This window comes from Polaromonas sp. (genome assembly GCF_039932935.1).
In the GTDB taxonomy this organism is placed as follows: Bacteria; Pseudomonadota; Gammaproteobacteria; order Burkholderiales; family Burkholderiaceae_C; genus Polaromonas.
This window is the reverse complement of sequence record NZ_JBDTPB010000070.1, coordinates 43716-64189: the sequence shown is the minus strand read 5'-3', so window position 1 is coordinate 64189 and position 20474 is coordinate 43716. Positions and strand designations below refer to the sequence as shown.

The window sequence follows — 20474 nt, the reverse complement described above, 5'->3', positions numbered from 1 at the left end:
GCAGGCGGGCGGCCCCCTCGGGGGGCAGCGTATTACACGAAGCCGAAGGCGAAGTGAAAAGCGTGGGGGCTCAACTCTTTAGGCTGGTGTTCCAGAAGAACGGATAGGTGTAGGGCGTGTAACCCTGCAGCGCCGGTGCGCGGGCCGACAGGCTGGCGAATTTACCGACCTGGATGTAGGGCACCTCGTCGTAGACCACCTGTTGTACCTTGCCCCACAGCGCACCCCGCTTGGCCGGGTTGGACTCCTGGTTCAGCGCGGTCAGCGCCTGGGCCTTGGCCGGTGAACTCCACCAGCCCGGCGCGCCGTCGCCCAGCTGCGGCGGCGAGAGCATGGGCTCGGGGAACAAACCGGAATGGGTGATGTAGATGTCCCACAGCTTGGGGTCGGCGCGGCGCTGCAGCAGCGTTGCCCACTCGACCACGTTCAGCTCGGCCTTGAAGCCAGCGCGCTTGAGCTGTTCGGCCATGATGAGCGCCATGTTGTAGTGAAAGTCGTACTGGCGGCTGGTCAGGATGCGCACCGGCTCGCCCTTGTAGCCGGCCTGTTCGGCCAGGCTCTTGGCCTTCTTCGCGTCGCGCTCGTTATAGGCGGCAGTGCCGGCGGTCGAATAGAAAGGCGTGCCCTTTGGGAAGTGGTTGCCTTCGGCGATGAAAAATCGCGTGTCGCCAAAACCCGCTGCCAGCATCTCGCCTTCGCCCAGCGCGGCCTGCACCGCCTTGCGCACCGCCTGATGTGCCAACGAGCCTTCTTTCGTGTTGAATACAAGGTAGGGGAAGCCGAAGGAAGGCGTCATGATAGGCACCACCTTGCCGCCGGCTTTTTCCAGGCGCGGCAGAGCTTCGATCGGCAGCAGGTCGGCATAGTGGAACTGGCCGGCCAGCGCGCCTTCTACCCGGGTGTTGGCATTGGGCACCGGCACAAAGCGCAGCTCCTCCACCGTGGCCACGCGCTTGCCGCCATAGCCGCTGGCAGCTTCGCTGCGCGACACGTAGCCGTCAAAGCGGGTGAGCAGCACGTACTGGTCGGGCTTGCGTTCCTTGAACTTGTAAGGTCCGGTGCCCACGTATTCGCGCAACGGCTGGGCCAGCGACTCCTTGGCCATGATGGCCGCCATGCCCGAGGCCATGGCCAGTTGCGAGAGCAGCGGCGCGTAGGCGCTCTTCAGGCTGATCTCCACGTTGAGCGGGCCTTTGGCTGAAAGATCCGCCACCTGTGCCGCCACCGACTTGCCACGCGGCGAGACCTCCATCCAGCGCTTGAGGCTGGCCACCACGTCGTCGGCGTTGAGCTCGCGGCCGCTGTGCAGCATCACGCCTTTGCGCAGTGCGATGCTGTAGAGCTTGCCGTCCGCCGAGATCTTGGGCATCGCCTCGGCCAGCATGGGCACCAGCGCCGCCTTGGCGTCGAAGGTGAACAGCGGCTCGTAGACATGCTGCATGATGATGCAGACCAGGTCGGCCGGGGTCGACTGAATGTCCAGCGTCGGCGGCTCAGCCACCATGGCCAGGTTCAAGGCCGACTTGCCCCCTTGAGCGGCGGCCGGACCGAAGCCCGCGCCGGCCGCGCCCAGGGCCAGCAGGGAAGAGAGGGCGGTACGGCGATGCATGCGGATTCCACGGATCATGGACAACTCCTGGTTGAAGTTAAATTTCAAAACTGAAGAATAATTGATCTATAAACAGTCATTTTCAGGATAAACCCGAATATTTCGACTGAATTCTGAAAATATATTTCATTTCTTGTTAAACCGAAACTTTAAAAGGAGTTTTTTTATGCCTTTGGAATATTTGGGAAACCCTCCGCTGGCGTCCGACCACCAGCCCCGCCCGTTTTCTCCGGCGGTGCGCGCCGGAGATTTTGTCTACGTGTCAGGCCAGGTGCCGGGCGACGAAAAAGGTGAAATCGTGCAGGGCGGCATTGAGGTGCAGACGCGCCAGGTGATGAAAAACATCCAGGCCGCGCTGGCGCTGGCCGGCTGCACGCTGGACGACGTCTGCAAGACAACCGTGTGGCTGCAGGACGCGCGGGATTTCGGCAGCTTCAACCGTGTCTACATGAGCTATTTCACGGGCGGAAAACCGGCTCGCTCCACGACCGAAGCGCGCCTGATGGTGGATGCGCGGGTTGAAATCGATGTGGTGGCGTACAAGCCCAAGGCTTGAGCCGCCTTCAGCCATTCACCCCGACCTGGCGCTGAACCGCAGGCCTGAACACGATGGCTTGCTGGTGGCAACCTCTTGGGGCCTCAACACGTCAAACCGGCCAGACCACACCCTTGTCATTGAGGATGGCATCCAGCGGAATGTCGTGCGGCTCAGGCTCCATGTCGGGCAACCAGCCGTGGGTGTAGCCCAGCCCCACCGTGAATGGTCGCGGTTGCAAGGTGGCGAGCGTACGGTCATAAAACCCGCCGCCATAGCCGAGCCGGTAGCCGCCAGGCCCGTAACCCACGCAGGGCACGAACAGCAGGGTCGGAACAATCACCTCGGTGTCTTTGGGCTTGGGGATGCCATAGGCGTCTTCCTCCATGGGGCAGCCGGGGTACCAGGCATGAAAGGTCAGGGTCTTGTGCAGCTTGTTGACCACCGGCAGGCCAATCTTGCGGGGAGACCGCCCCGCTATGCTTTCAGTAGCTAGTTGCGCTTGCTCCACTTGGTCTAGCGCCGGATTGGATGAAGAATTCTGGCTCAAAATGGCATCTTCCTGCCAGCGGTACAGCGCGGGCAGCGGGTCAAACTCTCCCTTGATGGGCCAGTAGGCGCCAATCACCTCGTGCGTGGAACCTACCAGCCAGATGCGCATCACACGCTGCAGCAGGTCGGCCCGCTCCAGGCGGTCAGGCATGTTCAGTCGCGCCTCAACCAGCGCCTTGCGAGTGCTTAATTTGTCCATAATGACCCGATGCTATACAAATTTCTTAACGGCCCGGTACGTGCGGCCGCCCTGCCTCCCATTTTTTCCGCAATTGCCTGCCTGACGCTGCTCGTCCCGGCAACTGCCCAAACCGCCATTCCCGCGAGTGCCAGTGCAGCCGACAACGTGATCGTGGAGATGAACAAGGCCTTCAAACGCGGTGACAAGGCCCGTATGGCGCAGTTGCTGCCCCAGGCCCGCGGACACGCACTGGAGCCCTGGGCGGCTTACTGGGAGCTCAAGGCCCGCCTCGGTGAGGCTTCCGCGCAAGAAGTACAGGATTTTTTCGGCCGTTACGCCGGCACCTACCAGGAAGACCGCCTGCGCAACGACTGGCTGCTGCTGCTGGGTCAACGCCGCGACTGGGCCGGCTTTGCCGCTGAATACCCCAACTACCGCATGAACGACGACAAGGAAGTTCGTTGCTATGCGTTGCTGGTCGAGAACCTCAGGAATCCGGTGGCTGATGCGCGCCTGGCCGACGAAGTGAAGAAAAACTGGTACGCACAGCGCGAGGCCGACGACGGCTGCAACGCCGCCGCCGAACGGCTGGTGAACACCAAAATCCTCACGCCGCAGGACGCCTGGGTCAAAGCCCGACTTGCCACCGAAGCCAACCGGCCGCGAGCGGCCACCGCTGCCGTGCAGATCGTGGCGCCGGACGCCGTGGGCATGGTCAACGACCTCAACGCCAGCCCCATCAAATTCCTGGCCGGCAAGCACCTGGCGATCAGCAAGGCACGCCGCGAAATCATCACGCTGGCGTTGATCAAGCTGGCGATTTCCGACACCGAAGGCGCGGCCTTCCAGCTGGAAAACAAGTGGGGCATGCAGCTCAATACCGAAGAGCGCAACTGGGTCTGGGGCGCCATCGGCCGGCAGGCCGCGACCCGCCTGGGCACCGTGCCCGCGGGCGATGCACTGCAGTACTTTGCCAAGGTCACCAAGGACTCCGACCTCACCGACGACATGCTGGCCTGGAAAGCGCGGTCGGCCCTGCGTGCCGGCACGCAGCCCAACTGGCCGCTGGTGCTGGCTGCGGTCAATGCCATGAGCGAGGAAACGCGCAAAGAACCTACCTGGAGCTACTGGAAAGCGCGTGCCCTGCTGGCCACCGCACCGCCTGACGCCGCACCCAAAACGCCCGTAGTGGTGGCCACCACGCCCGGCGTGACCCAGACCATCAGCACCGGCATCACCATCTCGCCACAGCGCGCCGAAGCGCTGGCCCTGATGCAGTCCTTTGCGTCCGTGCGCGGTTTTTACGAACAGCTCGCCCTGGAAGAGCTGGGCCAGAAGATCACCGTGCCGGCCAGGCCCGCAGCGCTGGCACCTGAAGAAAAAGAGGCCGCACGGCTGAACCCGGGCCTGAACCGTGCCGCCTACGCGATCGCGATCGGCCTTCGTCCCGAAGGCACGCGCGAGTGGAACTACACCACCAACCTGCACAAGCGCGGCGGGATGAGCGACCGCGAGCTGCTGGCCGCCGCGCAGTTCGCCTGTGACCGCCAGATCTGGGACCGCTGCATCAACACCAGCGAACGCACCAAGGGCGAAATCGACTTCGAGCAGCGCTTTCCGATGCCGTTTCGCGAAACAGTGACCAAACGCGGCCAGTCCATCAACCTGGATCCGGCCTACGTGTATGGGCTGATCCGCCAGGAAAGCCGCTTCATCATGGACGCCCGCTCCGGCGTGGGCGCATCTGGCCTGATGCAGGTCATGCCCGCCACGGCCCGGTGGACCGCCAAGAAAATCGGCCTCGAGGGGTTCACGCAAGACCAGCTCAACGACCGCGACACCAACATCGCCATCGGCACCGCCTACCTCAAGCTCGCGCTCGACGACCTGAACGGCTCCATGCCCATGGCCGCCGCCGCCTACAACGCCGGCCCCGGGCGCCCGCGCACCTGGCGCAACGGCCCCGTGCTGGACGCCGCCATCTGGGCCGAGAACGTGCCCTTCAGCGAAACGCGCGATTACGTAAAAAAAGTGCTGTCCAACACCACCAACTACGCGGCCATTTTGACGGGGCAACCGCAGTCGCTGAAAGCCCGGCTTGGCACTGTGGGGCCGCGGGATGCGGCGCAGCCGGAGCCGTACAAGGATTTGCCTTGAATTTATTTTTGACCGAGCGCGGCTGGCTATTGAATTGATAGCGACGGCTCCTGGTGTTCGGATTGGGTTCGTGTGGAAAGGCGGTTCTTGCTCCGGTCTGAGCGCTCTCGTCTAGGAGCTGCTGGCCGGGGGTTGCCCGGCCAGCAACCCTCAGAAAAAAAGCGCAAAAGTACAACAACCCAGGCCTCAACCAAACCCATCCCAACACCAGAAGATCAACCTCATCTCATCTAAGCAGGATAGACCGCCCCCAGCACCCGCAATCCCTGAGCACCCGTCACGCTCGGCACATTGCCAGGCCTGCGCAACACCATTTGTTGTGCCAGCCAGGCAAAGGCCGCGGCCTCGACCTGCAGCGGCGGCAAGCCGTGCGCGTCTGAGGTGCTGACGCGCACATGGGGCAAGCCCACCTGCAGGCGAGCCAGCAGGTGGGCATTGAAAGCGCCACCACCGCACACAATGAGTGACGCGCTCTCTTTTCCATAGCGCGTCACGCTATCCACACAAGCGCTGGCGGTGAATTCGGTCAAGGTATTCTGAACATCTTCGGGCTGCGCCGCTGCGAAGGGCTCGAGCTTGCTGGCCAGCCACTCGAGGCTGAACAGGTCGCGGCCGGTGCTTTTGGGAATGGGTTGCGAGAAGTAAGGTTCATCAAGCAGGCTGGCCAGCAGTTCAGGCAGCAGCTTGCCGCTGGCAGCCCACGCGCCGCCGGCGTCATAAGGCTGCCCGGTGTGCTGTTGACACCAGGCATCCATCAGCGCATTGCCTGGGCCACAGTCAAAGCCCAGCACCAGCGACGAAGCCTCATGCGGCAAAACGCTGAGGTTGGAAATCCCCCCCAGGTTGAGCACGCACACCGTGGCATCCTGGCTGCCAAACACCCCTTGGTGAAAAGCCGGCACCAACGGCGCGCCCTGGCCGCCGGCTGCCACATCGCGGCTGCGGAAATCAGCCACCACGTCAATGCCTGTGAGTTCTGCCAGCAACGCCGGGTTGTTGAGCTGGAGTGTGTAGCCTGCGCCAGCGGGCTCATCGGACGTTCTTTGAGGCTGGTGCCGTACCGTCTGGCCGTGCGCACCGATGGCGCGAACTTGCGGGGCGGCAATGCCTTGCGCCGCAGCCTGTCCAAGCAGCGCATCCACAACTCTGGCATACGCCGCCGCAATATGGTTGGCGGCAACGGCTGCACGGTGCAGCTCGTTGTGCGTGGGCGAATTCAGCGCCAGCAGCTCGGCACGGAAGACCCCGTCAAAGGATTCCGTCGCAGCGGCAAGGACGCGCAGTTTTTCGCCTGAAAAATCGACCAGCACACCATCGGCGCCGTCGAGCGAGGTGCCTGACATCAGGCCAATGTAGTAATCGGGCATAGCCTATTTTGCAGCAGTGGGCTCCATCCAGCAGGGGCCGCGGAACTGGCTTTGCCAGGCCGCAGGCGCAGCGGCCCCCTCGGGGGGCAGGGAGCTACACGCAGTGAGCGACCGTGGGGGCCCAGTTATTCAGCGCGGGTCTGGGTGATGGTCGCAGCTGCCAGCAACTGCGTCCGCACACCCACTGCGAGTTGCTTGAACACCAGCATGGCAGCCGCGGACACAGGAATGGTCTCGCTTTGCTTGGCGATCGTCATCGGATCCTGTTGGGTGCCGTTGACGCGGAACTCGAAATGCAGGTGCGGGCCGGTGGCCCAGCCGGTGCTGCCGACGAGGCCAATGGTCTGGCCCTGGCTGACGTTCTGGCCTTTTTGCACCATGAGTTTGCTCAGGTGGGCATACACGGTTTCATGCCCGTTGCGGTGCCTGACGAACACCACGTTGCCGTAGCCGTTTTGCACGCCTGAAAACTCCACCACGCCGTCGCCCACGGTACGTGCGGGGGTGCCGGTGGGTGACGCAAAGTCAGTGCCCAGATGGGCGCGCCATTTTTGCAGGATGGGGTGAAAGCGCATCGAAAAGCCGCTGCTGATGCGCGAGAACTCGACCGGCGAGCTCAGGTAGGCGCGGCGCAGACTCTGGCCGTCGAGTGTGTAGTAGCCGCCCTTGTTGGCAGCGCCCGTGGCGTCCACGCCCGGAGGCTGGAACCACATGGCCTGGAAGGCCTTGCCGGCGTTGACGAATTCGGCCGACAGCACACGTCCTGTGCGCAGCGTCTCGCCGTCGGCTTCGAGGCTTTCATACACCACATTGAAGCGGTCGCCCTTGCGCAGCGCGCGGCGGAAGTCGATGTCGCTGGAGAACATTTCGGCCATTTGTACTGCGACAGCGTCGGGGATACGGGCGTCGTCAGTCGCGGCGAACAGCGAAGTCTGGATGCTGCCGCTGGACAGGCGTGCGGTGGCTACATAGGGGGCGGTCTCGATGCGGGAGGTGAAACCCGAGGCGCCGCGCTCAACCACGAGGCGCTTGAACATGGTTTCGTCATCGGTCGGCCAGCGCATGCTGAGCTTGAGCAGCTGCTGGCTGTCGCTGGCTTCGGCGGTGACGTTTTTGCCTGCGCGTCCTGCAAGAAGGGTGCGCGCATTCGCGTCAGTGCGCAAAAAGGCGGCGGCAACGCTGTCGTCGATGTTCAGGCGTTTGAGCAGGGTGTCGGCGGTGTCGCTGCTGCGGGTGCTTTCCGTGCGAAACAGCTTGAAGCGGAAATCGCTCAGGGAGTCGGTCTGGACTTGGGTGGGCAGCGACTCCACCGCCTCCAGAATTTGGCGAACCGGCAGGTTGGCCGCATCGGGCGCCAGGGGCGCAACGCCGAACGCGGTGACGCCCGTACCCAGCAGCAATGCGGCAAGGGTGGCGGCGACTCGTTTGGGGTGGCGACGCAGGCTGTCGGCGATCGGAAGCAGAATCTGGGTGGGGTCTGGCAGGGGCAAAGCAAAAATCCCAACTAAAGTGCATCGGGCGCTTTGAAAGTGCCGGACTGCTGTATAAAACATGGATGACTTCGGCGGCTGGCCCCTGCTTTGGAGGCCTGGCCGCATCATCCAGAGCGGTAGTGTCCTGATCAGCAAGTTGCAGGCCAACTAAAATGGGCCGCCTGATGCAGGAGAGCCGCCAGTATATCTGTCGGACAATTCCCCGACATGTGAAAAACCCTTATGAATCAAGAGCTTGTTACAAAATACCCCGTCACCGACCGCGTTCAGGCGGCCTTGGCTGTGTCCCTGCGCGGCTGCGATGAGCTGATCCCGCAACACGAATGGATACAAAAACTCGCCAAATCGGAGGCCACGGGCGTGCCGCTGCGCATCAAGCTGGGGCTGGACCCCACGGCGCCTGACATTCATGTCGGCCACACCGTGGTGCTGAACAAAATGCGTCAGCTCCAGGATCTGGGCCATACAGTCATTTTTTTGATAGGCGACTTCACCAGTCTGATCGGCGACCCGTCCGGCCGCAACACCACGCGCCCGCCGCTCACGCCCGAGCAGATCAAGGTCAATGCCGAGACTTACCGCGCCCAGGCCGACAAGATCCTCGACCCGGCCAAAACCGAACTCCGCTACAACAGCGAGTGGAGCGAGCCGCTGGGCGCCACCGGCATGATCAAGCTGGCCTCGCACTACACCGTGGCCCGCATGATGGAGCGCAACGACTTCAACGACCGCTTCAAGGCCGGCACACCGATCAGCGTGCATGAGTTTTTGTACCCGCTGATGCAGGGCTACGACTCGGTGGCGCTGCGCAGCGATCTCGAGCTCGGCGGCACCGACCAGAAATTCAACCTGCTGATGGGCCGCCACCTGCAGCAGGAGTACGGCCAGCAGCCGCAGTGCATATTGACAATGCCGCTGCTGGAGGGGCTGGACGGCATCGAGAAGATGTCGAAAAGCAAGAACAACTACATCGGTATCAGCGAAGACGCCAACACCATGTTCGCCAAGGTGCTGTCGATCTCCGACGTGCTGATGTGGAAGTGGTACACCCTGCTGTCGTTCAAGAGCGAAGCCGACATCGCGGCGCTGAAGGCTAAGGTGGAAGGCGGGCGCAACCCCAAGGACGCCAAGGTCGCGCTGGCCAAGGAAATCACCGCGCGCTTTCATTCGACCGCCGCGGCCGACGCCGCCGAGCAGGACTTCATCAACCGCAGCAAGGGCGGCGTGCCCGACGAGATTCCCGAGGTGTCGCTGTCGGGTGCGCCCATGGGCATTGGCGCGCTGCTCAAGGCCGCGGGCCTGGCGCCTTCAGGCAGCGAAGCGACCCGCCTGATCGACGGCGGCGGGGTACGGGTGGATTCCAGCGTGGTGAGCGACAAAGCGCTCAAGCTGGCGGCCGGCACCTACGTGCTGCAGGTGGGCAAGCGCAAGTTCGCCAAAGTCACCTTGGCCTGAGCTGCGCCCCAGCGCTTCTGGGCCCTCGGCACAGAGGCTTGATGCTATTGTTTTTATAGCTGCTTGCGCCTGCCCCTATTGGGCAAAGCGGCTATTTCTCTCAAATATTAGCGAACCTCAATGGCCACGCGGCGGTTGCGCGGCTCGTCCACTTCGTCAGCGGTCGGTACGGCCAGGTCGCGCTCACCGCGCCCAGCCGCTTCGATGCGCTCGGCCGGAAACTGGCGCTCCACCAGCATCTGACGCACTTGCTGTGCCCGTTGGGCCGACAGCACATCGTTGCTGGCGCCGGTGCCGATGGTGTCGGTGTGGCCGGTGATCACGATGTCGCCGCCGCTTCGGGCCAGCGCATCGGCCAGCACGTCGTCCATGATTTTTTGCGTTTCGGGCGTCAGCACAACACCGCCCGCGTCAAAGTACACCGTGTAACGCCTGGGTTTGGGCGGCGCCATGTCGAACAGCGTGGCATTTTCGGCGCGCACCTTGGCCGGGTCTGCCTGGTCCACCTTGGGCGTGCCGCCCGCACCTTGGGCTGCAATGGCGCGCTGAAAAGGCACGGACAGCACGGCTTCGCCGCCGCCCTCACGGGCGCGCACCACCACGGCCGACGGGGTGCCGTCTTCCTGGGGCAGCAAGATCACGCGGGTGCCGGTGGAGCATCCGGCCAGCAGCAGGGCGAGGGCAAAAAGAGACAAAAGGCGATGGGTTTTCATGGCTGTGGATCCGCCTGCACGATGAAATCGGTACCGCGAACGCCGATGAGCGCGGTCTTGGTTTCGATACGCACCGTCTGGGGATGCGCCTTGCCGACCAGGCCGCTCATCATGCGCAAAGAGCCCTGCAGCAGCGAAATCAGCAGGCCGCCCTCCTGGGTGGTCGCATCAAAGCTGAAGTTCTTGAAATCAATTTGCGAGGCGGGTCCGACCACCACGGTCGTGCCATCGCGCAGCACCAGGCTGGCGGCAGAATCGGGCCCCGTCACGATACGGCCGGTGGGCAACACGGGTTCGCCGGCCTTTGCCGGCCGGGTCGTACCGGCGGCTTCCAGCACCTTCACATCGCCTCGCAGGGTTTTCAGAAAACCGGCCTGCGTTGGCGTGGGCGGTGGTGGGGGCAGCGCAACAGTCGGGGAGACGGCCAATGTTTCGGCACCGGGTGCCGGTGCAGTTGCCGGGGCGGCCTGCGCAGTAGCGCCGGGTTCCGGCGGAGTCTGCGCGCCGGCTTGCGTCGCGGCAAGCAACAAAGCCCAGGATGCCAACTTGTAACAATTCATGTCTTCCCCTTTTGGCCGGATTATCCCATTGCCCCAATGCCCTCCTTCGGGGCCCGCCATGGCCCACAATTCGCAAATGAATTTCCCCGGCTGGCAGTCCCTCACACCACAACGGCTGTTGCGCGCTTCCGTGGCGGTGGCCGCGGCCACCATTGCCCTGAAGACGACGGCTTGGTACATCACGGACTCGGTGGGCTTGCTGTCGGACGCGATGGAATCATTCGTCAATCTGGCCAGCGCGCTTTTCGGGCTGGCCATGGTCACGATTGCGCAGCGCCCGGCCGATGAAGATCATCCGTACGGTCACCACAAGGCCGAGTATTTTTCCTCGGGTTTTGAGGGCGCGCTGATTGTGGGCGCCGGGGTCGCGATCATCTGGGCGTCCGTCCACCGCATGATGAATCCACAACCGCTGCAGCAGCTGGGCTGGGGCCTGCTGCTGTCGGTTGGCAGCTCGGCGCTCAACGGGGTGCTGGCCTGGGTCATGTTCCGCTCGGCCCGGGTGCACCGATCCATCGCGCTGGAGGCCGACGCCAGACACCTGGTCACCGACGTGTGGACGTCTGCCGGCGTGGTTGTCGGCATTGGCGGTGTGATCTGGACGGGCTGGCTGTGGCTGGACGCCGTGGTGGCGATCGGCGTCGCCCTCAACATCCTGTGGGAGGGCAGCCAGCTGGTGTGGCGCTCCTCGCAAGGCCTGATGGACGAAGCCGTGGAGCCCGACGTGCTGGAGGCTATTCACCGCACGCTGGAGGGCTTTGCGCGCCCCGCCATCCGCTTTGATCACCTGATCACGCGGCGTTCGGGCCAGCGGCGCTTTGCCGACTTGCACATGCACATGCCTGAGCGCTGGACCCTGGGCCGGGCCGCGGCCTTGCGCAACAGCGTGGAGCAGGCCCTGATGGGCGCAGTGCCGGGCCTGCGCGTCAGCATCCAGATACTGCCCAGCAATGTGGAAGCCCACTTCGATGATGGGGATGGCCTGACCTGATGGCTTTCTCCGTGACGTCGCCCCCGTCGATAATTTTCCCTGCCTTTCATCCAGGAGTTTTCATGAAACGAATGAGTCTTTTTGCCGGCATTCTTGCGTGTGCGCTGGGCGGTACCGCCACGCAGGCGGCCGAGCTCCAGGTGCTGAGCGCCGGCGCGATCGAGCCCGGCCTCAAGGCTGCCGCGGCCGCTTTTGAAAAGCAGACCGGCCACACCGCTCGCATCACGTTCAACACCGCGCCCGAGCTGAAAAAGCGCATGGACAACCATCCGGCGTTTGATGTGGTGATTGCGCCGCCCACCGTCATCGGCGAGTTTGCCGCGGCGCGCAAGCTGGCAGAAACACGTGCCAACGTCGGCCGCGTCGGCATGGGTGTGGCGGTGCGCGAAGGTGCGCACGCGCCTGACATCGCCAGCGCTGATGCGCTCAAACAATCGGTTCTGCAAGCAGACTCGCTGGTCTTTAACCGCGCCTCCACCGGGTTGTATCTTGAAGGCCTGCTCAAGAAGATGGACGTCTACACGCAGGTGGAGGGCAAGACCACGCGCTACCCCGACGGCGCTTCCGTCATGGAGCACGTCATCAAAGGCAAGGGCAACGAGATCGGTTTCGGCGCCATCACCGAGATCCTGCTGTACCAGGGTAAGGGGCTGAAGTTTGTCGGCCCCGTGCCGGCCGAGGTACAGAACTACACGTCCTACACCGCCGCGCCGCTGGCCTCCGGCAAGCAGCAGGAGGTGGCCCAGCAGTTTGTGAGTTTTCTCGCGGGCCCGGTGGGCAAGCCGCTGTTTGTCGCTGCCGGCGTGACCGACTGATGAAAGCGGTGCTGCAGCGCGTGGCTGAAGCCCACGTGGTGATCGCCGGCGAGACCGTCGGCCGGATTGGCGCCGGGTTGCTGGTGCTGGTGTGCGCCGAACGCGGCGATACGGAGGTGCAGGCCGACAAGCTGCTGGCCAAGATACTCAAGCTGCGGATTTTTTCGGATGGACCGGGCGCCGGGCCGCCCCAAGCCCGGCCAGCTCCCTCGGGGGGCAGCGCAGCACACGCAGTGGCAAGCGTGGGGGCCCATAGACCCGGAAAGATGAATCTGTCGGTACAGGACGTGAAGGGCGGCCTGCTCATCGTAAGCCAGTTCACCCTGGCCGCAGACGCGTCAGGCGGCAACCGGCCCAGCTTCACCGGCGCGGCCGCGCCGGATGAGGGACGACGGCTGTACGACTACTTTGTGGCCCAGGCCCGCAGCGCGCATCCCCAAGTCGAAACCGGGCAGTTCGCGGCTGACATGCAGGTGCACCTGGTCAATGACGGGCCGGTGACCATTCCTCTGCAGGTCGTGCCGGGTACATGAATCTGCTATCAATTAAATAGCTGGTTGCGCTTATCCCTATTGGGCTGCAGCCCCATAATCCTTAAACCTCAGCGGTAGGGGTTTTTGATGCCCAGGCCAGCCAGGATCTCGATTTCGCGGGCTTCCATGGCCTCGGCATCCGCTTCGCCGGTTTCGTGGTCCCAGCCCTGTGCGTGCAGCGTCCCGTGCACCAGCAAATGCGCGTAGTGCGCCTGCAGCGTCTTTTTGTTGTCTTTGGCCTCCTGCGCCACCACCGGCGCACACAACACCAGGTCGGCCGTCACCACCGGCTCCCGGGTGTAGTCGAATGTCAGCACATTGGTGGCGTAGTCACGCTGGCGGTAGTCGTGGTTCAGCGCCTGGCCTTCTTCGGCATCCACGATGCGCACCGTGATCTCGCCGTCATGCGCCAATGCGTGGCGGATCCAGCGGGCCACGCTGTGGCGCGGCAAGGCGGCGCGGTGGCGGGCGGCGTCTTTCAGCTCGCCGAACTGCAAGGACAGGCTTAGCTGCTTAAGAGCCATTACGGCTCCGGGCACTGGTGCGGCGAGCAGGGGCTGCTGCGGGTTCTGCGTCGGCCTCCCTGGCGGGGCCAGCGGCGCCCGGTGATTTGTCGTACGCATCCACAATGCGGGCGACCAGCGGGTGGCGCACCACGTCAGCGCTGGTCAGCCGCGTAATCGCAATGCCTTTCACACGCTTGAGCACACGCTCCGCGTCGACCAGGCCGCTCAGCTGCGTCCGCGGCAGGTCCACTTGGCTGATATCACCCGTGACCACCGCCTTGCTGCCAAAGCCGATACGGGTGAGGAACATCTTCATCTGCTCGGGCGTGGTGTTTTGCGCTTCATCAAGGATGACAAAGGCATGGTTCAGCGTGCGGCCACGCATGAAGGCCAGCGGCGCAATTTCGATCTGCTGGCGCTCAAAGGCTTTTTGTACACGCTCAAAACCCATCAGCTCATGCAGCGCGTCATACAGCGGGCGCAGGTAAGGGTCCACCTTCTGACTCAAATCGCCCGGCAAAAAACCCAGGCGTTCGCCCGCTTCGACCGCCGGTCGCGTCAGCACAATGCGCTGCACCGTGCTGCGCTCCAGTGCATCCACCGCGCAGGCCACGGCGAGGTAGGTCTTGCCAGTGCCGGCCGGGCCAATGCCGAAGGTGATGTCGTGCGCAGCAATGTTTTCCAGGTAGGTGCCCTGGTTGGTGGTGCGGGCACGCAGGTCGGCGCGCCGGGTTGACAGCGCCATGCCGCCGTCGGGTGCGGTGCCCAGGGCGGTGTCACCCGCCAGCATCAGCTGCACGGTTTCGGGCTCAATGGGACGCTGGGCGATTTCGTACAGCGCCTGCAACACCTCCAGCGCCTGGGTCGCCTTCACCTTGGTGCCGTCGATCTTGAACTGCTCGAAGCGGTGGGCAATCGTGACGTCCAGCGCCACTTCGATGGTGCGGATGTGGCTGTCCATGGGGCCGCACAGATGGCCCATGCGGGTGTTGTTCGGCGGCGTGAAGGTGTGGCGAAGAATCAAGGCGGTGGTTTTCCTAAAAAACTCAAAAACCGGCGCCAGGCACCGGCCAAAACGCAATTGTCCGCCCAAACAGCTGCCCGCGTCCGACTGATAAGATTTGCCCATGATAGGAAGACTCACTGGCCAGCTGGCCGAAAAAAATCCCCCGGAAATCCTGGTGGACTGCAACGGCGTCGGCTATGAAGTGCTGGTACCCATGAGCACCTTCTACAACCTGCCCGGACTGGGCGAAAAAGTCAGCCTGCTGACCCATTTTGTGGTGCGCGAAGACGCGCAAATCCTCTACGGCTTCGGCAGCACCAGCGAGCGCGCCGCTTTCCGCCAGCTCATCAAGATCTCCGGCGTGGGCCCGCGCACCGCGCTCAGCGTGCTCAGCGGCATGAGCGTCGAAGAACTCTCGCAGGCCGTGACCCAGCAGGAGGCCGGCCGCATCATCAAGGTGCCCGGCATCGGCAAAAAAACCGCCGAACGCCTGCTGCTCGAACTCAAGGGCAAGCTGGGCGCCGACATCGGCATCCAGGTCAGTGTTGCCAACGACGCGCAATCCGACATCCTGCAGGCGCTGGTGGCGCTGGGCTACAGCGACCGCGACGCGGCGCTGGCGCTGAAGGCGCTGCCGAAAGACATCGGCGTGAGTGACGGAATCAAGCTGGCGCTGAAGGCATTGGCAAAATGAGAGTGAGCGACCGTGGGGGCTCTGTACCCAGGCAGGGGCCGCGGAACCGGCTTAGCCGGGCCGCAGGCGCAGCGGCCCCCTCGTCGGGGGGCAGCGTAGTACACGCAGTGACAAGCGTGGGGGCCTTATGACCATTCAGACCGACGATTTTTCCCCCGGCGACTTCCCGCCCGCCAAGCGCGTGATGTCGGCCGCGCCGGCCTCGCCCGGCGAAGAGGCGATCGAACGCGCCTTGCGCCCCAAGCTGTTTGACGAGTACGTCGGCCAGACCAAGGTACGCGACCAGCTTGAGATCTTTATTGGCGCAGCCAAAAAGCGCAACGAGGCGCTGGACCATGTGCTGCTGTTCGGCCCGCCCGGTCTGGGCAAAACCACGCTGTCGCACATCATTGCGCACGAGCTGGGTGTGAACCTGCGGCAGACTTCCGGCCCGGTACTAGAAAAACCCAAGGACCTGGCGGCGCTGCTGACCAATCTTGAAAAGAATGACGTCCTCTTCATCGACGAAATTCACCGCCTGAGCCCGGTGGTTGAGGAAATCCTCTACCCCGCACTCGAGGACTACCAGATCGACATCATGATCGGCGAGGGACCGGCTGCGCGCAGCATCAAGCTCGACCTGCAGCCCTTCACCCTGGTGGGCGCCACCACACGCGCCGGCATGCTGACCAACCCGCTGCGCGACCGTTTCGGCATTGTGGCGCGGCTCGAGTTTTATACGCCGGACGAGCTGGCGCGCATCGTCAAACGCAGCGCCAAGTTGCTCAACGCGCCCATGGACGAAGAAGGCGGCTTTGAGATTGCCCGCCGCTCGCGCGGGACGCCGCGCATTGCCAACCGCCTGCTGCGCCGCGTGCGCGACTATGCGGATGTGAAGGGCACCGGCCACATCTCGCTGGACATTGCCAACAAGGCACTCGCCATGCTGGACGTCGATCCGCAAGGCTTCGACGTGATGGACCGCAAGCTGCTGGAAGCCGTGATTCACCGCTTTGACGGCGGCCCGGTGGGTCTGGACAACATCGCCGCCAGTATTGGCGAAGAGCGCGACACGATTGAAGACGTGATCGAGCCGTACTTAATCCAGCAAGGGTATTTGCAGCGCACACCGCGCGGTCGCATTGCCACGCTGGCCGCCTACCGACATCTGGGCGTGACGCCGCCGGCCAGCGGCAACGACATGTTCAATTGAAGGCGGAGCGATATGTCCCAGAGCTTTCGTTGTACCGTCGTTTGCGGAACGTTGGCTGGCTTGAGCCTGCTGCTTGGCGGTTGCGCCGCGAGCGGCAACCCGTCTGCACCACGCACGCCCAACCCGGCCGTGCCCATAGCGGCCACCTCCAGCCTGCCGGAATTCCCCGAGCTGTTCCGGCAGATGAGCAAGCTCTACGCCGACCACCCGCAAGCGCCGGTGATGCAGGACGGCGACGGCATGGGGCAGAAAATTTCGATCGCGCGGGTGCGCAAGCCCGGCGCGATGGACGCGGTGCAGGCTTATCGGGCACAGGGCGTGCACGGACGGGTCGTGGTGATTTCGCTGCTGGATACCGAAGGCCGCTTGCTCGATGCGCGCGTGCTGTCGTCTACGCATGCCGAACTCAATGACGCGGTGCTGCAGTCGGCCCGCGAGGCTGAATACCGGGGCGGCCGCATCAATGGTGCGCCGTCGCCCATGTATGCGGTTTACGGCGTGAACTTCTAGGCGCGCCGTTCTCCAGCGCGGCAGACGCTCAGGTCAGCGCGCCGCGCGCGTCCACCCGGTAAATACGCTGCACTGTGCCGTGGCGCAGGCCGCCCACCACGCCAATCATGGCGTCGTGCAGATTCACGGTGGGGTCGCAGTGGCCGGGAATCAGCCACAACATGCTGCCAAGACCGGGCAGGCGTTTGCCATCGCCGGCGGGCCGCAAAATGCCGTGCTCGTCACCGCCGTTGAAAAAAATCAACTCGCTTTCGCTGTCAAAGGCATGCACCAGTGGCAGCCCGGAATCGATGGCGTGGCTCTTGTGGCCCGCGTCGCATACGGCGTGACCGGCATGTGTGCTGACAACCTGCGTTTTGACAAACAGCGCATGCTCGAATTGCGGCTGTGACGGATCGCGCTCGTTCTGGGCGTAGTCGGCATCCATGAACATGAAGGAGCCGGCCTGCAGTTCGCCATAGACGCCGCTGGCGGCCTCCAGAATCAGGCTGCCGGTGCCGGCGCCGGTGACCAGCTCCACCGTGATGCCCTGGGCTTCGATCAGCTTGCGCGTCAGCATCACTGCCTCAACAGCTTTTGCGATGGCGTCGCGCCTTTCCTGGGCGCTGCGCATGTGTTGGGCCTTGCCGTGATAAGCCTGCAGCCCGGCAAAACGCAAGGCGGGGTGTTTGCGTATCTCCAGCACAAGGGTCACGGCAGCGGCACCGGGCTCGACACCGCAGCGGCCCTGGCCGACGTCGATCTCCACAAACACGTCAATCACGGTGGCGCCCGCACTCTTGTTGGCGATGCGGGCTTCCGTCATGGCCTGCGCCAGCCGGATCACCCCCTCGGTGCTGTCCACCGCTATGGCCAGGTGGCCGCCCTGGGCCGCGACTTTTTGCGTAAGCGCCGCTACCCGGGCCAGCTTGCCCGGGGCAATGACCTCGTTGCTGATGTAGATGTTGTACACACCGCCGGCCACCATGGCTTCGGCTTCGGACGTTTTTTGCACGCACACGCCGATGGCGCCGGCCCGCATCTGCATCTTGGCCAGCGTAGAGCTTTTATGCAGCTTGGCATGCGGGCGCCAGCGGATGTTGTGCTTCTTGGCAAACTCGGCCATGCGCGCAAGGTTGCGTTTCATCGCATCCAGATCAATGACGAGCGCGGGCGTGTCGATGTCGTTGACCGGTTTGCCGATCAGGTCGGCCAGGGAGTTTGGCAGGGTGCTCATGGATGCGTTGAAGTGTATCTGCGCTTATTGTGCGCCGAGACCGGCACGGGCATCGCCGGCCGGTAACCGGTTGTCGTCCAGCGTGTCGTTGTCCAGGTGCTGGGTGTCGGCCCAGCCCACCAGTGAAAAGCCCTGAGGCGTCCAGAGCAGGCGGTTGATCGCTGCGTTGCCCAGCGCCCAGGTGCGTGGCGCCTGGATGTCCAGCCGCGTGGCGGCACGGTACAGCACGTCCATCACGCCGCCGTGGCCCACCATGGCGATCAGCTCGCCCGCATGGGCGGCAGCCAGGCGTTCGGCCGTGGCCACCACCCGGGTGCGCAGGTCCAGCAATGACTCACCGCCGGCGGGGGCAAATTCCGGGTCGCGTTTGCGCCAGCGCATCGACTGATCGGGCAGCAGGGCTTCAATCTCCGCAAAGGTTTTCCCTTCAAAGTCACCGAAGCCGCGTTCGCGCAAACCTTCTTCGCGCGTGACCTCGATGCCGAGCACCCGGCCCAGATAGAGCGCTGTCTCCCAGGCGCGGGTCAGGTCGCTCGCGTAAATGGCCGTGATGGGCTCATCGGCCAATGCCAGCGCCATGCGCTCGGCCTGGCGGCGGCCAGTGTCGTTGAGCGGGATGTCCAGGTGGCCCTGGATGCGGGTGTCCACATTCCAGGTGGTCTCACCGTGGCGAATGGCAATAACGCGCGTCGATTCAGACATCAAGCCCCCACGGTCGCTCACTTCGTGTAGCTCCCTGCCCCCCGAGGGGGCCGCCCGCCTGCGGCCCGGCAAAGCCGGTTCCGCGGCTCATGCTGGCAGGGACCTGCTGTGCATGAAACTGTCGCGGCCACATCACCGCGAAATTTCCACGTTGATTCGGCGCGTGCCGGCCGGCGGTTGCGGAAAGCTGCGCAGAGCCGAGTCCAGCATGGCGGGCAGAACGGCCAAGGTGTCACCCCAGACGCCGTCGTGCAGGGCCCGCGTCTCAAACGCGACCTGGTTGGTGCGCAGGTCACGCATCACGATGCTCAGCTCGCGCTTGAAATAGGTCGGTTCCGCAATCCCGCCGCCAATCGGGAACGACAAGCCCACCGAGGCGCCGCGGCTGCCGCCGCCCAAAAACACACCGCTTCCAAATCCACCATAAGGGCTGTAGCCATAGGGGCCGCGGTCGATGATCTGGGTGTTGGCCACGACCTGCACGCTGTATCGTGCGGCAGGCGGATTAAGCTCTAGCCCCACTTTCGCGAGGGCGTTGCGCGCCAAGCCTTCGACAGCGTCGTGGGGCGAGCCCGCACCCTGCTGGGAAGGCAGACGCTCAAACCGGTAAGGCGTTCCCGGCGCTGGCGGCGAGCCGTTCCAGTTGTAAAAAGCGGTGACGTCGCTGTCGACCACGCGAACGGTGGAGCAGCCGGTCATGAAGAGCGCCGCAGCGGCTATCGAAAAAATGGTGGTCAGTACGCGTTTCATAAAGCCTCCATGGTGAAAAGTATCGAACAGGTCAGCTGGACTGAATGCTGATAACGGATGCGCCCGGCAGGCGTGGCTCCTGGAACTCCTCGACATCAAAGGCCTTGTCGCCATCGGCGTCGGCAATGCCGGTGGCCTTGATGCCCTTGAAGTCGTGGCGCTTGTTGTCCATCAGGTGCGAAGGCACGATGTTCTGCAGCGAGGCAAACATGTTCTCCAGCCGACCGGGGAATTTTTTCTCCCATTCGCGCAGCATGTTGCCGACCTGCTTGCGCTGCAGGTTTTCCTGGCTGCCGCACAGCGTGCACGGGATGATGGGAAACTCGCGCACCTGGGCCCAGCGCGTCAGGTCTTTTTCGGTCACGTAGGCCATCGGGCGAATGACGACGTTCTTGCCGTCGTCGCTCACCAGCTTGGGCGGCATGCCCTTGAGTTTGGCCGCAAAAAACATGTTGAGGAAAAACGTCTGCAGCATGTCGTCGCGGTGATGGCCCAGCGCAACCTTGGTGCAACCGAGCTCACCCGCCACGCGGTACAAAATGCCGCGGCGCAGGCGTGAGCACAGCGAGCACAGTGTTTTTCCTTCGGGAATCACGCGTTTGACGATGCTGTAGGTGTCCTGATTCTCGATGTGAAACGGCACGCCCAGCTTGCTCAGATAGTCGGGCAGGATGTGCTCGGGGAAGCCGGGCTGCTTCTGGTCGAGGTTGACGGCCACCAGTTCGAAGTTGATGGGTGCGCGCTTTTGCAGCTTCAGCAAAATGTCGAGCATGGCATAGCTGTCCTTGCTTATTGGCACACCTGCCCGACCTACATTATGTAATTCCCTATCTTTTCTCCTGTGGCAAATCCGGGTAGCACGCGTCGAATCTTTACCAAAACTCTTGTTTTGGAAAGATTTTCGGGATTGTTGAGCGAAATATTTACAAAGGGACAT

Annotated in this window: 20 protein-coding genes and 1 pseudogene; 9 read left to right on the top strand and 12 right to left on the bottom strand. The window is 63.5% G+C overall.

Annotation, left to right across the window (positions count from 1 at the left end; translation table 11 throughout):
• Positions 1-70: 70 nt before the first annotated feature.
• Positions 71-1627 carry an ABC transporter substrate-binding protein gene (locus ABI546_RS11910; RefSeq protein WP_348046796.1) on the bottom strand — a complete coding sequence of 519 codons (1557 nt, stop codon included), beginning with the start codon at positions 1625-1627 and terminating at the stop codon, positions 71-73.
• 148 nt (positions 1628-1775) lie between these two features.
• On the opposite strand from ABI546_RS11910, the gene ABI546_RS11905 reads away from it, so the two are divergent.
• Positions 1776-2165 carry a RidA family protein gene (locus ABI546_RS11905; RefSeq protein ID WP_348046795.1) on the top strand — a complete coding sequence of 130 codons (390 nt, stop codon included), beginning with the start codon at positions 1776-1778 and terminating at the stop codon, positions 2163-2165.
• A gap of 91 nt (positions 2166-2256) precedes the next feature.
• On the opposite strand, the gene ABI546_RS11900 is transcribed toward ABI546_RS11905, so the two are convergent.
• Positions 2257-2895, bottom strand: a complete 639-nt coding sequence (locus tag ABI546_RS11900; RefSeq protein ID WP_348046794.1) for a 5-formyltetrahydrofolate cyclo-ligase — start codon at positions 2893-2895, stop codon at positions 2257-2259.
• Between the two features lie 9 nt (positions 2896-2904).
• Between ABI546_RS11900 and ABI546_RS11895 the strand changes: the two genes are divergently transcribed.
• The gene (locus tag ABI546_RS11895) at positions 2905-5034 is read left to right on the top strand and encodes a transglycosylase SLT domain-containing protein (protein ID WP_348046793.1); all 2130 of its coding nucleotides are present in this window, start codon (positions 2905-2907) and stop codon (positions 5032-5034) included.
• Between the two features lie 230 nt (positions 5035-5264).
• Here the strand turns inward: ABI546_RS11895 and ABI546_RS11890 are convergent, their stop codons facing one another.
• Both ABI546_RS11890 and ABI546_RS11885 read right to left on the bottom strand, forming a co-directional pair.
• Positions 5265-6401, bottom strand: coding sequence for an anhydro-N-acetylmuramic acid kinase (locus ABI546_RS11890; protein WP_348046792.1), 1137 nt, complete (start codon positions 6399-6401; stop codon positions 5265-5267).
• A 125-nt stretch (positions 6402-6526) separates the two neighbouring features.
• Entirely contained in the window at positions 6527-7891 is a 1365-nt protein-coding gene (locus tag ABI546_RS11885) for a M23 family metallopeptidase (protein WP_348046791.1), read from the bottom strand.
• A 225-nt stretch (positions 7892-8116) separates the two neighbouring features.
• On the opposite strand from ABI546_RS11885, the gene tyrS reads away from it, so the two are divergent.
• A complete protein-coding gene (gene tyrS / locus ABI546_RS11880) occupies positions 8117-9349 on the top strand; it encodes a tyrosine--tRNA ligase (RefSeq protein WP_348046790.1) in 1233 nt (410 codons plus the stop codon).
• 107 nt (positions 9350-9456) lie between these two features.
• Here tyrS and ABI546_RS11875 read toward each other — a convergent pair whose 3' ends face one another.
• Complete coding sequence (locus tag ABI546_RS11875) at positions 9457-10062, bottom strand: OmpA family protein (RefSeq protein ID WP_348046789.1); 606 nt, start codon at positions 10060-10062, stop codon at positions 9457-9459.
• The gene (locus ABI546_RS11870) at positions 10059-10622 is read right to left on the bottom strand and encodes a FecR domain-containing protein (RefSeq protein WP_348046788.1); all 564 of its coding nucleotides are present in this window, start codon (positions 10620-10622) and stop codon (positions 10059-10061) included. Before ABI546_RS11870 ends, ABI546_RS11875 begins: the two co-directional genes overlap by 4 nt.
• A 58-nt stretch (positions 10623-10680) precedes the next feature.
• Here ABI546_RS11870 and ABI546_RS11865 point away from each other — a divergent pair, with 58 nt between their 5' ends.
• The 3 genes from ABI546_RS11865 to dtd all read left to right on the top strand — a co-directional run bounded on the left by ABI546_RS11865 (position 10681) and on the right by dtd (position 12961).
• Positions 10681-11613: a cation diffusion facilitator family transporter gene (locus tag ABI546_RS11865; protein ID WP_348046787.1), complete on the top strand. Its 933-nt coding sequence runs from the start codon at positions 10681-10683 to the stop codon at positions 11611-11613.
• A 62-nt stretch (positions 11614-11675) separates the two neighbouring features.
• Positions 11676-12428: a substrate-binding domain-containing protein gene (locus tag ABI546_RS11860; RefSeq protein ID WP_348046786.1), complete on the top strand. Its 753-nt coding sequence runs from the start codon at positions 11676-11678 to the stop codon at positions 12426-12428.
• On the top strand, positions 12428-12961 hold the full coding sequence (gene dtd, locus ABI546_RS11855) for a D-aminoacyl-tRNA deacylase (RefSeq protein ID WP_348046785.1): 534 nt from the start codon (positions 12428-12430) through the stop codon (positions 12959-12961). The genes ABI546_RS11860 and dtd overlap by 1 nt, the downstream gene beginning before the upstream one ends.
• A gap of 68 nt (positions 12962-13029) precedes the next feature.
• Here dtd and ybeY read toward each other — a convergent pair whose 3' ends face one another.
• Positions 13030-13485: an rRNA maturation RNase YbeY gene (gene ybeY / locus ABI546_RS11850; RefSeq protein ID WP_348046784.1), complete on the bottom strand. Its 456-nt coding sequence runs from the start codon at positions 13483-13485 to the stop codon at positions 13030-13032.
• On the bottom strand, positions 13475-14491 hold the full coding sequence (locus ABI546_RS11845) for a PhoH family protein (protein ID WP_348046783.1): 1017 nt from the start codon (positions 14489-14491) through the stop codon (positions 13475-13477). Before ABI546_RS11845 ends, ybeY begins: the two co-directional genes overlap by 11 nt.
• A 103-nt stretch (positions 14492-14594) precedes the next feature.
• Between ABI546_RS11845 and ruvA the strand changes: the two genes are divergently transcribed.
• The 3 genes from ruvA to ABI546_RS11830 all read left to right on the top strand — a co-directional run bounded on the left by ruvA (position 14595) and on the right by ABI546_RS11830 (position 16869).
• The gene (gene ruvA / locus ABI546_RS11840) at positions 14595-15167 is read left to right on the top strand and encodes a Holliday junction branch migration protein RuvA (protein ID WP_348046782.1); all 573 of its coding nucleotides are present in this window, start codon (positions 14595-14597) and stop codon (positions 15165-15167) included.
• Between the two features lie 127 nt (positions 15168-15294).
• Complete coding sequence (ruvB, locus tag ABI546_RS11835; protein WP_348046781.1) at positions 15295-16359, top strand: Holliday junction branch migration DNA helicase RuvB; 1065 nt, start codon at positions 15295-15297, stop codon at positions 16357-16359.
• Between the two features lie 12 nt (positions 16360-16371).
• A complete protein-coding gene (locus tag ABI546_RS11830) occupies positions 16372-16869 on the top strand; it encodes an energy transducer TonB (protein ID WP_348046780.1) in 498 nt (165 codons plus the stop codon).
• Positions 16870-16897: 28 nt separating this feature from the next.
• Here the strand turns inward: ABI546_RS11830 and ABI546_RS11825 are convergent, their stop codons facing one another.
• From ABI546_RS11825 to ttcA, 4 genes and pseudogenes are all read right to left on the bottom strand, one after another.
• On the bottom strand, positions 16898-18085 hold the full coding sequence (locus ABI546_RS11825; RefSeq protein WP_348046779.1) for a DSD1 family PLP-dependent enzyme: 1188 nt from the start codon (positions 18083-18085) through the stop codon (positions 16898-16900).
• Positions 18086-18109: 24 nt separating this feature from the next.
• Entirely contained in the window at positions 18110-18787 is a 678-nt protein-coding gene (locus tag ABI546_RS11820) for a histidine phosphatase family protein (RefSeq protein ID WP_348046778.1), read from the bottom strand.
• Between the two features lie 132 nt (positions 18788-18919).
• Positions 18920-19537: a DUF4136 domain-containing protein gene (locus ABI546_RS11815; protein ID WP_348046777.1), complete on the bottom strand. Its 618-nt coding sequence runs from the start codon at positions 19535-19537 to the stop codon at positions 18920-18922.
• Between the two features lie 31 nt (positions 19538-19568).
• A pseudogene (ttcA, locus tag ABI546_RS11810) lies at positions 19569-20324 on the bottom strand (tRNA 2-thiocytidine(32) synthetase TtcA); the annotation flags it as partial.
• Positions 20325-20474: the final 150 nt, after the last annotated feature.

Excerpts from the sequence above, each read along its gene's own strand:
- ABI546_RS11900 (WP_348046794.1), bottom strand. The coding sequence starts at position 2,895 with ATGGACAAATTAAGCACTCGCAAGGCGCTGGTTGAGGCGCGACTGAAC.
- ruvA (WP_348046782.1), top strand. The coding sequence starts at position 14,595 with ATGATAGGAAGACTCACTGGCCAGCTGGCCGAAAAAAATCCCCCGGAA.
- ABI546_RS11870 (WP_348046788.1), bottom strand. The coding sequence starts at position 10,622 with ATGAATTGTTACAAGTTGGCATCCTGGGCTTTGTTGCTTGCCGCGACG.
- ABI546_RS11890 (WP_348046792.1), bottom strand. The coding sequence starts at position 6,401 with ATGCCCGATTACTACATTGGCCTGATGTCAGGCACCTCGCTCGACGGC.
- ABI546_RS11875 (WP_348046789.1), bottom strand. The coding sequence starts at position 10,062 with ATGAAAACCCATCGCCTTTTGTCTCTTTTTGCCCTCGCCCTGCTGCTG.
- ruvB (WP_348046781.1), top strand. The coding sequence starts at position 15,295 with ATGACCATTCAGACCGACGATTTTTCCCCCGGCGACTTCCCGCCCGCC.
- ABI546_RS11860 (WP_348046786.1), top strand. The coding sequence starts at position 11,676 with ATGAAACGAATGAGTCTTTTTGCCGGCATTCTTGCGTGTGCGCTGGGC.
- tyrS (WP_348046790.1), top strand. The coding sequence starts at position 8,117 with ATGAATCAAGAGCTTGTTACAAAATACCCCGTCACCGACCGCGTTCAG.
- ABI546_RS11815 (WP_348046777.1), bottom strand. The coding sequence starts at position 19,537 with ATGAAACGCGTACTGACCACCATTTTTTCGATAGCCGCTGCGGCGCTC.
- ABI546_RS11825 (WP_348046779.1), bottom strand. The coding sequence starts at position 18,085 with ATGAGCACCCTGCCAAACTCCCTGGCCGACCTGATCGGCAAACCGGTC.
- ABI546_RS11910 (WP_348046796.1), bottom strand. The coding sequence starts at position 1,627 with ATGATCCGTGGAATCCGCATGCATCGCCGTACCGCCCTCTCTTCCCTG.
- ABI546_RS11905 (WP_348046795.1), top strand. The coding sequence starts at position 1,776 with ATGCCTTTGGAATATTTGGGAAACCCTCCGCTGGCGTCCGACCACCAG.
- dtd (WP_348046785.1), top strand. The coding sequence starts at position 12,428 with ATGAAAGCGGTGCTGCAGCGCGTGGCTGAAGCCCACGTGGTGATCGCC.
- ABI546_RS11895 (WP_348046793.1), top strand. The coding sequence starts at position 2,905 with ATGCTATACAAATTTCTTAACGGCCCGGTACGTGCGGCCGCCCTGCCT.
- ybeY (WP_348046784.1), bottom strand. The coding sequence starts at position 13,485 with ATGGCTCTTAAGCAGCTAAGCCTGTCCTTGCAGTTCGGCGAGCTGAAA.
- ABI546_RS11820 (WP_348046778.1), bottom strand. The coding sequence starts at position 18,787 with ATGTCTGAATCGACGCGCGTTATTGCCATTCGCCACGGTGAGACCACC.
- ABI546_RS11830 (WP_348046780.1), top strand. The coding sequence starts at position 16,372 with ATGTCCCAGAGCTTTCGTTGTACCGTCGTTTGCGGAACGTTGGCTGGC.
- ABI546_RS11865 (WP_348046787.1), top strand. The coding sequence starts at position 10,681 with ATGGCCCACAATTCGCAAATGAATTTCCCCGGCTGGCAGTCCCTCACA.